This is a genomic window from Tepidimonas sediminis, from assembly GCF_007556605.1.
GTDB lineage: Bacteria > Pseudomonadota > Gammaproteobacteria > Burkholderiales > Burkholderiaceae_C > Tepidimonas > Tepidimonas sediminis.
In genome coordinates, this window is the sequence record NZ_VJND01000004.1 from 57,820 (window position 1) to 71,845 (window position 14,026).

The following is a 14,026-nucleotide window of genomic DNA, read 5'->3' on the forward strand; positions in this document are numbered from 1 at the left end:
GATCAGCCGGGCGATCCCCACGCCAGCGCACCGCGTTGGTGCGCGGCTGCGGTGACCCGCCAGCGGGCGGTCAGCCCTCGATCACGAACGGCGCGCGCAGGAAGCCCCGGAAGCGTGCCCGCCCGCCGCGCAGGGGCGGCTCGCTCAGCGCATAACGCGGAAAGCGCGCGAGGAAGCGCCCGATGGCGATGCGGCCCTCCAGCCGCGCCAGGCTCAGCCCGGCGCACTGGTGCACGCCGAAGCCGAAGGCCAGGTGCCGGTTGTCCGTGCGGGCGAGGTCCAGCCGCTCCGGGTCGGCGAACACGGCCGGGTCGCGGTTGGCCGCGCCGATGCACAGCGTCAGCAGCGCACCAGCCGGCAGGCGCACGCCGCCCACCTCGGCGTCGCGCAGCGCGCGCCGGTTGCCGAGCTGGTTGGACGACTCGAAGCGCAGGAACTCGTCCACCGCCGCGCCCAGGATCGCCTCCTGCGCCTCGGGCTGGTCGCGCGCCTCGTGCAGCCGCGCCAGCAACCGGGCCTTCTCCTGCGGCCACTCGTGCAGGCACACCAGCGCGTTGCCGATCAGGTTGGTGGTCGTCTCGTGCCCGGCGTTGAGCAGGAAGATGCAGTTGTGCAGCAGCTCGGTCTCGCTCAGGCGCTCGCCGTCGGCCTCGCCCTGGATCAGGCGCGTCAGCACGTCGCGCTGCGGATCGAGCGGATGGCGGCGGCGCTGCGCCACCAGCACGCGCAGGTAGTCCAGCATCTCGCGCACGGCGCGCTCGCCGGCCTCCTGCTGCGCCGGGCTCAGCACCGGCTCCAGCGCGCCCAGGATGGCCAGCGACCAGCCGCGCAGCGGGCCGCGCTCGTCGTGCGGCACGCCCAGCAGGTTGCCGATGATCTCCACCGGGATGGCGGCGGCGAAGTCCTCGATCAGGTCGCCGCCGCCGCGCGCCTGCAGCCGGTCCAGCAGCCCGTCGACCAGCCGCACCAGCCCCGGCTCCAGGTCGGCGATGGCGCGCCGCGTCAGCGCCCCCATGATCAGCTTGCGCACGCGCGTGTGCAGCGGCGGGTCGTTGAAGACGAGGCTGGTGGTGTGGTGCTCGTACAGCGGGGAGCCGGTGCCGTACTTGGGCGCGAACTCGACGTGCTTGTCGGAGCTGAAGGTGGCCGCGTCGCGGTAGACCGCGACCAGGTCCGCGTGCCGGGTCAGGAACCAGCTGCCGTCGGGCATGGCGCGCACCGGCTCGCGCGCGCGCAGCGCGGCGTAGACCGGGTACGGGTTGGCGAGGAAGTCCGGCGGCAGCCGGCGCAGGTCGAAGCCGGCGGCGATGGCCTCGGCGCGCTCGCGCGTCATCGGCGGCGTGATCGCCTGCGGCGGCACCGGTTGCGACGGCTTCCGTTCGGCCGTGGCGTGGGGGGACGCTGGGCTGGCCATGGCAGGCACGTCAGGCCGGCTGCGCCTGCATCCGTCCCAAGAAGGCGCGCAGCGCATCGAGCACGCCGTCCGGGGCTTCGGTCATCAGGGCGTGGCCCGCCGGCAACCGCACCACCTCCACCGGCACGCCGGCGGCGCGCGCGCCGTCGATCAGCGGCTGGGCGGCCTTGGGCGGCGTCATCTGGTCGCGCGCGCCGAGGATGAACTGCACCGGGCAGGCCAGCCGCCGCGCGGCGGCCTCGCCGTCCTGGTACGTGTCGCAGGCGACGAAACCGCGGTGGAACACGTTGACGCGCGGGTTGCTGGCCAGCACGCGCCGCATCAGCGCGCGCGAGCCGCCGTAGAGCCACGTGCCGGGGCCGAGCGCCGACGGCGGCGGCGCCAGCGTCGAGTGGCTGAACACGTTGACCATCGCGATGGCCTTCTCGGGGGCGTGGAGCGACGCGTCCAGCAGCGCGGGTGAGACCCGCATCGGGTAGGCGGTGCCGACCAGCGCCAGGTGCGACACGCGCTGCGGCGCGTCGGCGGCGGCCTGCAGCGCGATCAGCGAGCCGAAGCTGTGGCCCGCCAGCGCCGCGCGCTCCACGCCCAGCGCATCCAGCAGCCCGAGCACCGTGCGCGCGCCGTCGGCGACGCGGGCCGGCGGATCGCCGCCGCTGCGGCCGTGGCCCGGCAGGTCGATGGCCAGCACGTTGAAGCCGTGGTGCGCCAGGTAGCGGCTCTGCAGGATCCACACGCTGTGGTCGTTGAGCACGCCGTGGATCATCACCACGGTGGGCAGGGCGGGGTCGAACGGGCGGCCGCCGGTGTAGGCGTAGAGCGGGGCGCCGTGGACGTCGATCAGCATGGTCAGGGCTCCGCGGGGTTTCAGGCGGCTTTCTCGGCGGCCTTGAAGGCGCGCTTCAGGTCGTCGATCAGGTCATCGGCGTCTTCCAGCCCGATCGACAGGCGGATCGTTCCCGGCCCGATGCCGGCGGCGGCCAGCGCCTCGTCGCTCATGCGGAAGTGCGTGGTGCTGGCCGGGTGGATGACCAGGCTGCGGCAGTCGCCGACGTTGGCCAGGTGGCTGAAGAGCTTGAGCGCCTCGATGAAGGCGCGGCCTTGGGCGCGGCCGCCCTTGATCTCGAAGCTGAACACGCTGCCGGCGCCGCGCGGCAGCAGCCGCTGCGCAAGCCGATGGCTCGGGTGATCCGGCAGCAGCGGGTGGCACACGCGCGCCACCAGCGGATGTGCGGCCAGGAACTCCACCACCCGCTCGGTGTTGGCCATGTGGCGCGCCATGCGCAGCGGCAGCGTCTCGATGCCCTGCAGGATCAGCCACGCGGTGTGCGGGCTCATGCAGGCGCCGAAGTCGCGCAGCCCTTCGCGGCGCGCGCGCAGCGCGAACGCCCCCACCGTCGATTCCTCGCTGAACACCATGCCGTGAAAGCCCGCGTACGGCTCGGTCAGCTCCGCGAAGCGCCCATCGCGCGCGTGCGCGGCGTCCCAGTCGAACGAGCCGCCGTCGACCAGCACGCCGCCGATGACGGTGCCGTGGCCACTGAGGAACTTGGTCGCCGAGTGGTACACCAGGTCCGCGCCGAGCGAAAGCGGCTGGATCAGCCACGGCGTCGTCAGCGTCGAGTCCACCAGCAGCGGCACGCCGGCGGCGTGCGCGATCTCGGCCACCGCGGGGATGTCCAGCACGTCCAGCCCCGGGTTGCCGACCGTCTCGCCGAAGAACAGGCGGGTGTCGGGCCGCACCGCGGCGCGCCAGGCATCCAGGTCGCCCGGCGGCACGAAGGTGGTCTCGATGCCGAAGCGCGGCAGCGTGAAGTGCAGCAGGTTGTGGCTGCCGCCGTACAGCGCGGCGGAGGCGACGATGTGGCCGCCGGCGCCCATCAGCGTGGCGATGGCCAGGTGCAGCGCCGCCTGCCCGCTGGCGGTGGCGAGAGCTGCGATGCCGCCTTCGAGCGCGGCCACGCGCTGCTCCAGCACCGCGGTGGTGGGGTTGCTGATGCGGCTGTAGACGTGGCCGGCGCGCTCCAGGTTGAACAGCGCCGCGGCGTGGTCGGCCGACTCGAAGACGAACGAGGTCGTCAGGTGGATCGGCACCGCGCGCGCGCCGGTGACGGGGTCGGGGGCGGCGCCGGCGTGCAACGCCAGCGTGTCGAAGCCGGGATCGGCGTAACCGGGCATGGTGTCTCCTCGTGTTGTGGACTATATTAGCCGCACCGCCCGCGTGGGTGGCGAGCACATCGGAGACGACAGGAGGCCCACGATGAAAGTCCGTGACATTTTGCGCGTCAAGGGCGGCACGCTCTACACCGTGTCGCCGGACGAGAAACTGGCCCGCGCAGTGGAGACGATGGCGCAGTTCGACATCGGCTCGCTGGCGGTCATGGAACACGGCGAACTCGTGGGCATGCTCACGTTCCGCGAGGTCATCGACACCATCGCCCGCAACGGTGGCACGGTGGGCGACGTGACGGTGCGCAGCATCATGGACGACCACCCCATGACCTGCACCCCCGAGACCGAGCTCGACCAGGTCCGTCCGATGATGCTGGAGCGCCACACCCGCTACATGCCGGTGATGGACGGCGGCATGCTGATGGGGGTCATCAGCTTCTACGACGTGGCCAAGGCGGTGGTGGAGATGCAGACCTTCGAGAACAAGATGCTCAAGGCCTACATCCGCGACTGGCCGGAGGAAGAGACCGCGGCGGGCGACCCGACGGCTGCCGGCGGCGCCGCCGAGGTCCGCTGACCGCACGCCGTGGGCGACGGGGTGCTGGCCCTGCTGGCCGGGCTGCTGGGCGGCGTCGGCCTGTTCCTCATGGGCATGGAGCTCATGACGGATGGCCTGCGCCTGGCTGCGGGGCCGGCGCTGGAGCGGATCCTGGCCGCCTCCACCGCCACGCGGCTGCGCGGGCTGGCCGCCGGCGTGCTGGTGACGGCGCTGGTGCAGTCCTCCAGCGCCGTCACGGTGGCCACCATCGGCTTCGTCAACGCCGGGCTGCTGACGCTGGGCGGGGCGCTGTGGGTGCTGTTCGGCGCCAACGTCGGCACCACGATGACCGGCTGGATCGTCGCCCTGCTTGGCTTCGGCGTGAAGATCGATGCGCTGGCGCTGCCGCTGATCGGGCTGGGGGTGGCCTTGCGCTTGAGCGGCCCGGGCACGCGCCGCGGGGCGCTGGGCACCGCGCTGGCGGGCTTTGGCCTGCTGTTCCTCGGCATCGAGGTGCTGAAGGACGCCTTCGAAGGGGTGGCGCGGCGCATCGAGCTGCCGGCCGGCAGCGACTGGACGATGGTGCTGGCGCAGCTGGCCATCGGCCTGGTGCTGACGGTGCTGATGCAGAGCTCCAGCGCCTCGCTGACGGTGGCGCTCAGTGCCGCGCAGGCCGGCCTGATCAGCGCGCAGGGTGCCGCCGCGGTGGTGATCGGCGCCAACGTCGGCACCACCGTCACGGCCGTCATCGCGGCGCTGGGGGCCACCGCCAACGCGCGCCGCGCCGCCACCGCGCACGTGCTCTTCAACGTCATCACCGGCGCGGTGGCGCTGCTGCTGCTGCCGTGGCTGGTGCGCTGGCTGCTGGAGACCAAGGAGGCCCTGGGCCTGCCGCCCTCGCCGGCGCTGACGGTGGCGTTGTTTCACACCACGTTCAATGTGCTGGGCGTGGTGCTGATGTGGCCGCTGGCGGGGCGGCTGACCGCGTGGTTGGAACAGCGCTTCCGCCGCGCCGAGGAGGACGAGGCGCGCCCACGTCACCTGGACCCGACGGTGCTGACGGTGCCGGTGCTGGCGCTGGATGCGCTGCGGCGCGAGCTGGCGCGGCTGCGCGCGCTGGCGGCGCGCTCGCTGCGCACCGTGCTGGAGCTGCCGGCGCTGGGCGGCGGCCCCGGCGCGGGCGAGGAGCGTGCGCGCCAGCGGCTGGCCGGCGCACATGCCGCGGCGCGCGGGCTTGCGCGCGCCGTGGCCGATTTCATCGTGCGGTTGCAGCGCAGCGAGCTCAGCCGCGACAGCGCCGAACGGCTGCCGGATCTGCTGCGCGTGGCGCGCTACGCCGAGGTGGCGGTGGAGCAGGCCGAGGAGGCCGCCGAGGCCCTGGTGCCATGGCCGCAGCCGGTGCAGGGGCTGCCGCTGCTGGAGCTGGCGGCGTTTCGCCAGCGCGCGCTGGCGCTGCTGGCGCCGTTGGAGGCCGGTGACGCTGACGACGTGCCGGGCCTGGAGGCTGCCGCCACCGAGGTCGAGGACGCCTACGCGGTCCTGAAGGTGGCGCTGTTGCGCGCCGGCTCCGAGGGGCGGCTGCCGCTGGATGCGATGGATGCGTGGCTGCGCGCGTGCAGCGAGCTGCGCCGCGGCCTGCAGCAGATCACCAAGGCGGTGCGGCTGGCCGCGCAGACGGGCGCCGCGATGCCTGCGGGATAATGCCGCGCATGAGCGGCAACACCCTGGGCACCCTGTTTCGCGTCACCAACTTCGGCGAGTCGCACGGGCCGGCGATCGGCTGCGTCATCGACGGCTGCCCGCCGGGCCTGGAGCTGTCCGAGGCCGACATCCAGCCCGAGCTCGACCGCCGCCGCCCCGGCAGCAGCAAGTTCGTCACCCAGCGGCAGGAGGCCGACCGCGTGCAGATCCTGAGCGGCGTCTACGAGGGCCGCACGACCGGGGCGCCGATCGCGCTGCTGATCGCCAACACCGACCAGCGCAGCAAGGACTACGCCGACATCGCGCAGACCTTCCGGCCGGGGCATGCCGACTACACCTACTGGCACAAGTACGGCATCCGCGACCCGCGCGGCGGCGGGCGTTCCTCCGCGCGCCTGACCGCGCCGACCGTGGCCGCCGGGGCGGTGGCGCGCAAGTGGCTGCGGCAGCGGTTCGGCACCGTCGTGCGCGGCTGCCTGCTGCAGATCGGCACGGTGCAGGTGCCGTTCGAGGACTGGGCGCACGTGGACGCCAACCCGTTCTTCGCCCCGGCGGCGGACGTCTCGGCGCTGGAGGCGTACCTGACCGAGATCCGCAAGGCCGGCGACTCGGTCGGCGCGCGGCTGCGCGTGGTGGCCAGCGGCGTGCCGGTGGGGCTGGGTGAGCCGATCTACGACCGGCTCGACGCCGACATCGCGCACGCGATGATGGGCCTCAACGCCGTCAAGGGCGTGGAGATCGGCGACGGCTTCGCGTGCGTGGCGCAACGCGGCAGCGAGCACGGCGACGCCATCACGCCGCAGGGCTTCGCCTCCAACCACGCCGGCGGCGTGCTCGGCGGCCTCAGCACCGGGCAGGACATCGTCGTGACGCTGGCGATCAAGCCGACCAGCTCGATCCTGGTGCCGCGGCCGTCGATCGACACCGCCGGCCGAGCGGTGGAGGTCGCCACCCGGGGCCGGCACGACCCCTGCGTCGGCATCCGCGCGGTGCCGATCGTCGAGGCGCTGCTGGCGCTGGTGCTGATGGACCACGCGCTGCGCCACCGCGCCCAGTGCGGTGACGTGCGCGTGCAGCCCGGGCCGGTGCCGGCGCAGGCCCCGCAGGCATGACGACCAGCGCGCCGCCCGCCGGGCAGGCGCCGCCGCTGTGGCCGTTTGCGGCGCTGTCGGCGGGCTACTTCGCGCACATCGGCTTTTTCAACCCTTATCTGCCGCTGTGGTTGCAGCAGCTCGGCTACGGCCTGTGGGCGATCGGTCTGCTCACCGCGCTGCAGTCGGCCACGCGCGTGTTCGCGCCGTACCTGTGGGCGTGGCTGAGCGACCGCCACGGCGATCCGCTGCGCTGGCTGCGCTGGTGTGCGCTGGCCGGCCTGATGCTGACGCTGGGCCTGGCGTGGCAGCCGGCGCCGTGGTGGCTGCCGCTGGTGTTGCTGCTGCTGTTCACCCACACCAGCGGCATGATGCCGCTGTCGGAGGCGGCGCTGGCGCACGCGGTCAGCCGCCACGGCGGCTTCGACGCCGCGCGCTACGGGCGCATCCGGCTGTGGGGGTCGCTGGGCTTTCTGGTGACGGTGCTGCTGGCCGGTGCCTGGTTCGAGCGCCACGGCCTGGCCAGCTTTCCGCTGTGGGCCAGCGCGACGCTGCTGCTGGTGGTGCTGGCGGTGGCGCGGCTGCCGGCGGTGGGGCCGCTGCCGGGGCTGGCCGCCGCCGGCGCGGGCGACGGCGTGGCCGCACGGCTGCGCCAGCCGGTGGTGGCGTGGTTCTTCGCCGCGCTGTTCTTCCACGTGCTGGCGCACGTCTTTCTCTACGTGTTCTTCTCGCTGCACCTGGACGCCGCCGGCTGGAGCAAGGGCGTCATCGGGCTGCTGTGGGCCACCGCGATGGGGGTGGAGATCGCCTGGTTCTTCACGCAGGGGCGCTGGCTGCCGCGGCTCTCCGACGGGCAGTGGCTGCTGCTGGCGGCGCTGCTGACGGCGCTGCGCATGGGGGCCACCGCCTGGGGGGCCGGTTCACTCGGCTGGCTGCTGCTGGCCCAGGCCACGCACGCGATCACGTTCGCCGCCCACCACACGGTGTGCATCGGCTTCGTCAACCGCCACTTCGAGGGGCGGCTGCGCGCGCGCGGCCAGGCGCTGTATTCGGTGATCGGCTACGGGCTGGCTGGCGTGACGGCGGGGGCCGCCGGCGGCTGGATCAGCGCGCGCTACGGCTTGCCGGCGGTGTTCGTCGCGGCGCTCGTCTCGGCGCTGCTGGCGGCGGCCTGCGCGTGGCAGCTGCGGCATCACGAAGCCGCCCGGGCGTCCTGATCGGCGTCACGCCTTCCGGAAGGACGGAGGCGTCTCAGCGCCCGAACGGCGCCACGCCGAACAGCGCCGCGTGCAGCCAGAACGCGAACGCCGCCCAGGCCACCACGCCCGCCACCAGCGTGGCCACCGTCGCCACCGGCGAGACGACGTGACGCGGATCCGGCTCGGTGTCGGGGGTGTCGTCTTCGCTCCCGTCGTCGGCAGCGGCCGGCGGGCCGTCGCCGCGGCGGCGCGCGGCGCGGTAGTCGAACACCGCCCAGACCAGAAAGCCGCCGAACAGCAGCAGGTCCGCGAGCGTGCCGTTGGCCAGCAGGTGCGCGAACGCCCACAGCTTGACGCCCAGCACCATCGGGTGGCGCAGCCTTACCTTCAGCCAGTTGCCCGGCACGTAGGCCGCCACCAGCAGCACGAAGGCCAGCAGCGTCAGCAGCGCGGCCGCGTGGCGCGTGGCCAGCGGCGGATCCCACAGCACCACCGGCGCCTGCCGCGCCAGCGCGTAGCCCCACGCCAGCAGCGCCAGCCCGGCCAGCGAGGCCAGCGACACCGCCGCCTTCCATGCCCCCAACCCCACGCGCCCGATCACCTGCGTGCGCCAGTCGTCGGCGACGATGCGCACCGAATGCACGCCCAGGAAGACGATCAGCCCCAGCACCAGCCACTGCATCGCGACGCTCCCGCGGCGCCCCATGCGCCCGATGCGTCCATCATAGCGGCGGACGGCGGCCTGGCTATGGCGCGCATAGGCAAAAACGACCACCGCGGGGGAGCTGGCGGCGTACACTCTGGTCGATCGGAAGCCAAAATCAAATAGCTATTGGCTATCAAAGAGGTGTCCGGTCGCGATCCCGTCCCGACGAAAGGAGCCCACGATGAACGCCCCCGCCCGTACCGCCACCGGCGGCTGCCCGTTCCACCACGGATCGGCCACCACCCAGCAGCCGGCCCAGCAACCCACCGCCCGCTGGCCCAACGCCCTCAACCTCGACATCCTGCACCAGCACGACGTCAAGACCAACCCGCTGCCGGGCTTTGCCTACCGGCAGGCGGTGCGCACGCTGGACGTGGAGGCGCTCAAGGCCGACCTGCGCCGCCTGATGACCGACAGCCAGCCGTGGTGGCCCGCCGACTACGGCCACTACGGCGGCCTGTTCATCCGCATGGCGTGGCACGCCGCCGGCTCCTACCGCGTGGCCGACGGCCGCGGCGGCGCCAACACCGGCAACCAGCGCTTCGCGCCGCTGAACTCCTGGCCCGACAACGCCAACCTCGACAAGGCGCGCCGGCTGCTGTGGCCGATCAAGAAGAAATACGGCAACAAGATCAGCTGGGCCGACCTGATGATCCTGGCCGGCAACGTCGCCTACGAGTCGATGGGCCTGAAGACCTACGGCTTTGCCTTCGGGCGCGAGGACATCTGGCACCCGGAGAAGGACGTTTACTGGGGCTCGGAGGCGCAGTGGCTCGCTCCCAGCGAGCAGCGCTACGCCGACGTGCAGCGCCCCGAGACGCTGGAAAGCCCGCTGGCGGCGGTGCAGATGGGCCTCATCTACGTCAACCCGGAAGGCGTCAACGGCCAGCCCGATCCGCTCAGGACCGCCCTGCACGTGCGCGAGACGTTCGCCCGCATGGGCATGAACGACGAGGAGACGGTGGCGCTGACCGCCGGCGGCCACACGGTGGGCAAGGCGCACGGCAACGGGCGTGCCGAGCGGCTCGGCCCGGCGCCGGAGGGCGCGCCGATCGAGGAGCAGGGCCTGGGCTGGATGAACCACGCGACGCGTGGCATCGGCCGCGACACCGTCACCAGCGGCATCGAGGGCGCCTGGACGACGAACCCGACGCGCTGGGACAACGGCTATTTCGAACTGCTGTTCGGCTACGAGTGGGAGCTGGCCAAGAGCCCGGCCGGCGCCTGGCAGTGGCAGCCGGTTGGCATCCGCCCGGAGCACATGCCGCCCGACCCCGAGGATCCGACGCGGCGCACGCTGCCGATCATGACGGACGCCGACATGGCGCTGAAGATGGACCCCATCTACCGCCCGATCGCCGAGCGGTTCTGGAAGGATCACGCCTGTTTTTCCGAGGTGTTCGCGCGCGCCTGGTTCAAGCTGACGCACCGCGACCTGGGGCCGCGCACGCGCTGGATCGGCCCGGAAGTCCCGAAGGAAGACCTGATCTGGCAGGATCCGGTGCCGCCGGGGCCGAAGGACTGGGACATCGGCGCGGTCAAGGCGCGCATCCGCGCCAGTGGCCTGACCGTCGGCGAGCTGGTGGCCACCGCGTGGGACAGCGCGCGCACCTTCCGCGGCTCGGACTATCGGGGCGGCGCCAACGGCGCGCGCATCCGGCTGGCGCCGCAGCGTGGCTGGCACGCCAACGAACCGGCGCGGCTGGAGAAGGTGCTGGCGGTGCTGGAGCCGATCGCGCAGCAGTATGGCGCGAGCGTCGCCGACGTGATCGTGCTGGCCGGCAACGTCGGCGTCGAAATGGCGGCCGAGGCCGCCGGCGTGCCGCTGGAGGTGCCGTTCCACCCCGGCCGCGGCGACGCCACGCAGGAATGGACCGACGTCGAGTCGTTCAAGTGGCTGGAGCCGGTGGCCGACGGCTTTCGCAACTACCTGAAGCGGGACTTCGCCATCGCGCCGGAGGAGCTGCTGCTCGACCGCGCGCAGCTGCTGGGCCTCACCGCCGTGGAGATGACGGTGCTGGTCGGCGGCCTGCGGGTGCTGGGCGCCAACTTCGGTGGCAGCGCCGATGGCGTCTTCACCGAGCGCGTCGGCGTGCTCAGCAACGATTTCTTCGTCACGCTGACCGACATGGCCTACGCGTGGCGGCCCGCCGGCCCCAACCGCTACGAGCTGGTCGAGCGCGCCAGCGGCCGCGTGCGCCACACCGCCACGCGCGTCGATCTGGTGTTCGGCTCCAACTCGATCCTGCGCGCCTACGCCGAGGTCTATGCGCAGGACGACGCGCGCGAGAAGTTCGTGCGCGACTTCGTCGCCGCCTGGGTCAAGGTGATGGAGGCCGACCGCTACGACCTGCGGCCATGAGCCCGGGCGGGCCGCGCACCGTGTAGCATGGCGCGGTGAGCCTGCCCGACCGCTTTCCCGACGTGCGCCCGCGCCCGGTGCTCGGGCGCGCGCTGGCGTGGGTGCTGGCGGCGGGAGCCTGGGCGGCGTGGTGGCAGGGGCCGGCGGCGTGGTGGGCGCCGCTGGCGTGGGCGCTGGCCCCGGCGCTGACGCTGGCGGCGCTGGCCGCCGCGCCGGCGTGGTGGCGGCGGCGGCCGTACCGCGTCGCCGTGGCGCTGACGCTGATGCTGGCGGCGCTGCTGGCGCTGGCGTGGGCGGCGCTGCTGCCGCGGCTGGTGCCGGGCACCGTGCTCGATCCCTGGCAGCTGGCCGCGGCGGCTGCCTTCACGATGGCGGCGCTGCTGGGCTACCTCGACTGGCGCCACCATCGCCTGTCTCCGGCGCTGGTGCAGGCGCGCCTGCTGGCGCTGCAGAGCCGCATGCGGCCGCACTTCCTGTTCAACAGCCTGAACGGCGTGCTGGCGCTGATCCGCCGCGAGCCGGCACGCGCCGAGGCGTTGCTGGAGGATCTGGCCGAGCTGTACCGCGCCCTGCTGGCCGAGCCGCGCACGCTGGTGCCGCTGGCCGACGAGCTGGCCCTGGCGCGTACCTACCTGGCGGTGGAGCAGGTGCGGCTGGGCGAGCGCCTGCGTCAGGCGTGGCACGTCGACACCGCTCCGGCCGACGCGCTGCTGCCGCCGCTGACGGTGCAGCCGCTGGTGGAAAACGCCATCCGCCACGGGGTGGAGCCGCGTCCGGAGGGGGCGTGCGTCACGGTGGAGGCGTTCCGCGACGACGACCACCTGGTGCTGTTCGTGCGCAACCCGCTGCCGCCACCCGGTGCGGCCACGCGCGGGCACGGGCTGGCACTGGCCAACCTGCGCGAGCGTCTGGCGCTGCTCTACGGCGGCGCCGCGCGCCTGCGCACCTACGAGTCGGAGGGCGAGTTCGTCGCCCAGGTGCGGCTGCCGATCCGCGCCGCCGGCGCCGTCAGCCCCGCACCTCGTCGATCAGCGACCTGAAGGCGTCCACGTCCTCGAAGCTGCGGTAGACGCTGGCAAAGCGCACGTAGGCCACCTGGTCGAGCTCGCGCAGCTCCTGCATCACCCATTCGCCCAGACGCTGCGACGGCACCTCGCGCGCGCCGTCGGCCAGCAGCCTTTCCTCGATGCGGGCGATGGCGGCGTCCAGCCGCTCGGTGCTGACCGGGCGCTTGCGCAGCGCCAGCGCCAGGCTGGCGCGCAGCTTGGCGGCGTCGTAGTCGACCCGCCGGCCGTCCTTCTTGACCACCTGCGGAAACGTCACCTCGGCGCGCTCGTAGGTGGTGAAGCGCCGGTCGCACGCGCCGCAGCGGCGGCGCCGGCGCACGAACACCCCGTCGTCGGACTCGCGCGTCTCCACCACCTGGGTGTCGGCGTGTCCGCAGAAGGGGCACTTCATCGCATCACCCGTAGACGGGGAAGCGCCGCGTCAGCTCTGCCACCTGCGCGCGCACGCGCTCGACGGTGGCCGGGTTGCGCGGATCGTCCAGCACGTCGGCGATCAGGTTGGCGGTCTGGCGTGCCTCGGCCTCGGTGAAGCCGCGCGTGGTCATGGCCGGCGTGCCCAGGCGGATGCCGCTGGTGACCATCGGCTTTTCCGGGTCGTTCGGGATCGCGTTCTTGTTGACCGTGATGTGCGCCTGGCCCAGCACGCCTTCAGCCTCCTTGCCGGTGATGCCCTTGGCGCGCAGGTCCACCAGCATCACGTGGCTTTCGGTGCGGCCGCTGACGATGCGCAGGCCGCGCTGCTGCAGCGTCTCGGCCATCGCCTGGGCGTTCCTGACCACCTGCTGCTGGTAGGCCTTGAACGCGGGGCTGAGCGCCTCCTTGAACGCCACCGCCTTGGCGGCGATCACGTGCATCAGCGGACCGCCCTGCAGGCCGGGGAAGACGGCGCTGTTGATCGCCTTCTCGTGCTCGGCCTTCATCAGGATGATGCCGCCGCGCGGGCCGCGCAGGCTCTTGTGCGTGGTGGAGGTGACCACGTCCGCATGCGGCACCGGGTTCGGGTACACCCCGGCGGCGATCAGGCCGGCGTAGTGCGCCATGTCCACCATGAAGATCGCGCCGACCTCGCGTGCCACGCGCCCGATGCGCTCGAAGTCGATGCGCAGGCTGTAGGCGCTGGCGCCGGCGATGATCAGCCGGGGCCGGTGCTGGCGTGCCTTGGCCTCCAGCGCCTCGTAGTCGATCTCCTCGCGGTCGTTCAAGCCATAGGAGACGACGTTGAACCACTTGCCCGACATGTTCAGCGCCATGCCGTGCGTCAGGTGGCCGCCCTCGGCCAGGCTCATGCCCATGATGGTGTCGCCGGGCTTCAGGAACGCGAGGAACACCGCCTCGTTGGCACTGGCGCCGCAGTGCGGCTGCACGTTGGCCGCTTCGGCGCCGAAGAGCTGCTTGAGCCGGTCGATGGCCAGCTGCTCGACCACGTCCACGTGCTCGCAGCCGCCGTAGTAGCGCCGGCCCGGATAGCCCTCGGCGTACTTGTTGGTCAGCTGCGTGCCCTGCGCGGCCATCACCGCGGGCGAGGCGTAGTTTTCGCTTGCGATCAGCTCGATGTGGGCTTCCTGGCGGGCGTTTTCGGCCTGGATCGCGGCCCACACCTCCGGGTCGGTCTGTTCGATGAGGATGTTGCGGCTGAACATGGCAGTCCTGACGTGGTCGGTGGACCCGCGGCGGCGGTCGCGCCTCACGGGCTGCCCAGGCGAACGGCGAGGCGGCGCGCGGCGCGGTGCCGGGCGCTGCGCGCTCCCCCGTGGTGTGGCCCCACGTCGGCCGATG

The 14,026-nt window shown here is 72.9% G+C and carries 12 protein-coding genes; 6 read left to right on the forward strand and 6 right to left on the reverse strand.

Annotated elements, in window-relative coordinates; translation table 11 throughout:
• Positions 1–70: 70 nt before the first annotated feature.
• From Tsedi_RS04685 to Tsedi_RS04695, 3 genes are all read right to left on the reverse strand, one after another.
• Positions 71–1,333, reverse strand: a complete 1,263-nt coding sequence (locus Tsedi_RS04685) for a cytochrome P450 (RefSeq protein WP_143894108.1) — start codon at positions 1,331–1,333, stop codon at positions 71–73.
• Between the two features lie 91 nt (positions 1,334–1,424).
• Positions 1,425–2,261, reverse strand: a complete 837-nt coding sequence (locus Tsedi_RS04690) for an alpha/beta fold hydrolase (RefSeq protein WP_143894111.1) — start codon at positions 2,259–2,261, stop codon at positions 1,425–1,427.
• Between the two features lie 20 nt (positions 2,262–2,281).
• A complete protein-coding gene (locus Tsedi_RS04695) occupies positions 2,282–3,592 on the reverse strand; it encodes an O-acetylhomoserine aminocarboxypropyltransferase (RefSeq protein WP_143894112.1) in 1,311 nt (436 codons plus the stop codon).
• A gap of 82 nt (positions 3,593–3,674) precedes the next feature.
• On the opposite strand from Tsedi_RS04695, the gene Tsedi_RS04700 reads away from it, so the two are divergent.
• Genes Tsedi_RS04700 through Tsedi_RS04715 form a run of 4 tightly spaced genes read left to right on the forward strand, consistent with a single transcriptional unit; the run spans position 3,675 to position 8,133 of the window.
• Complete coding sequence (locus Tsedi_RS04700; protein WP_143894114.1) at positions 3,675–4,163, forward strand: CBS domain-containing protein; 489 nt, start codon at positions 3,675–3,677, stop codon at positions 4,161–4,163.
• 9 nt (positions 4,164–4,172) lie between these two features.
• A complete protein-coding gene (locus tag Tsedi_RS04705; protein ID WP_143894116.1) occupies positions 4,173–5,825 on the forward strand; it encodes a Na/Pi cotransporter family protein in 1,653 nt (550 codons plus the stop codon).
• A gap of 8 nt (positions 5,826–5,833) precedes the next feature.
• Positions 5,834–6,937 (forward strand): chorismate synthase, encoded by a 1,104-nt coding sequence (gene aroC, locus Tsedi_RS04710; protein WP_143894118.1) that lies wholly within the window; start codon positions 5,834–5,836, stop codon positions 6,935–6,937.
• Entirely contained in the window at positions 6,934–8,133 is a 1,200-nt protein-coding gene (locus Tsedi_RS04715; RefSeq protein ID WP_143894120.1) for an MFS transporter, read from the forward strand. Before aroC ends, Tsedi_RS04715 begins: the two co-directional genes overlap by 4 nt.
• 34 nt (positions 8,134–8,167) lie before the next feature.
• On the opposite strand, the gene Tsedi_RS04720 is transcribed toward Tsedi_RS04715, so the two are convergent.
• Positions 8,168–8,797, reverse strand: a complete 630-nt coding sequence (locus tag Tsedi_RS04720) for an NnrU family protein (protein WP_143894307.1) — start codon at positions 8,795–8,797, stop codon at positions 8,168–8,170.
• 205 nt (positions 8,798–9,002) lie between these two features.
• Between Tsedi_RS04720 and katG the strand changes: the two genes are divergently transcribed.
• Positions 9,003–11,183, forward strand: a complete 2,181-nt coding sequence (katG, locus tag Tsedi_RS04725; protein WP_143894122.1) for a catalase/peroxidase HPI — start codon at positions 9,003–9,005, stop codon at positions 11,181–11,183.
• A 35-nt stretch (positions 11,184–11,218) separates the two neighbouring features.
• Complete coding sequence (locus Tsedi_RS04730) at positions 11,219–12,223, forward strand: sensor histidine kinase (RefSeq protein WP_143894124.1); 1,005 nt, start codon at positions 11,219–11,221, stop codon at positions 12,221–12,223.
• On the opposite strand, the gene nrdR is transcribed toward Tsedi_RS04730, so the two are convergent.
• Positions 12,192–12,641 carry a transcriptional regulator NrdR gene (gene nrdR, locus Tsedi_RS04735; protein WP_143894126.1) on the reverse strand — a complete coding sequence of 150 codons (450 nt, stop codon included), beginning with the start codon at positions 12,639–12,641 and terminating at the stop codon, positions 12,192–12,194. The genes Tsedi_RS04730 and nrdR overlap by 32 nt on opposite strands.
• Positions 12,642–12,645: 4 nt before the next feature.
• Entirely contained in the window at positions 12,646–13,890 is a 1,245-nt protein-coding gene (glyA, locus tag Tsedi_RS04740; protein ID WP_143894129.1) for a serine hydroxymethyltransferase, read from the reverse strand.
• Positions 13,891–14,026 lie beyond the last annotated feature (136 nt).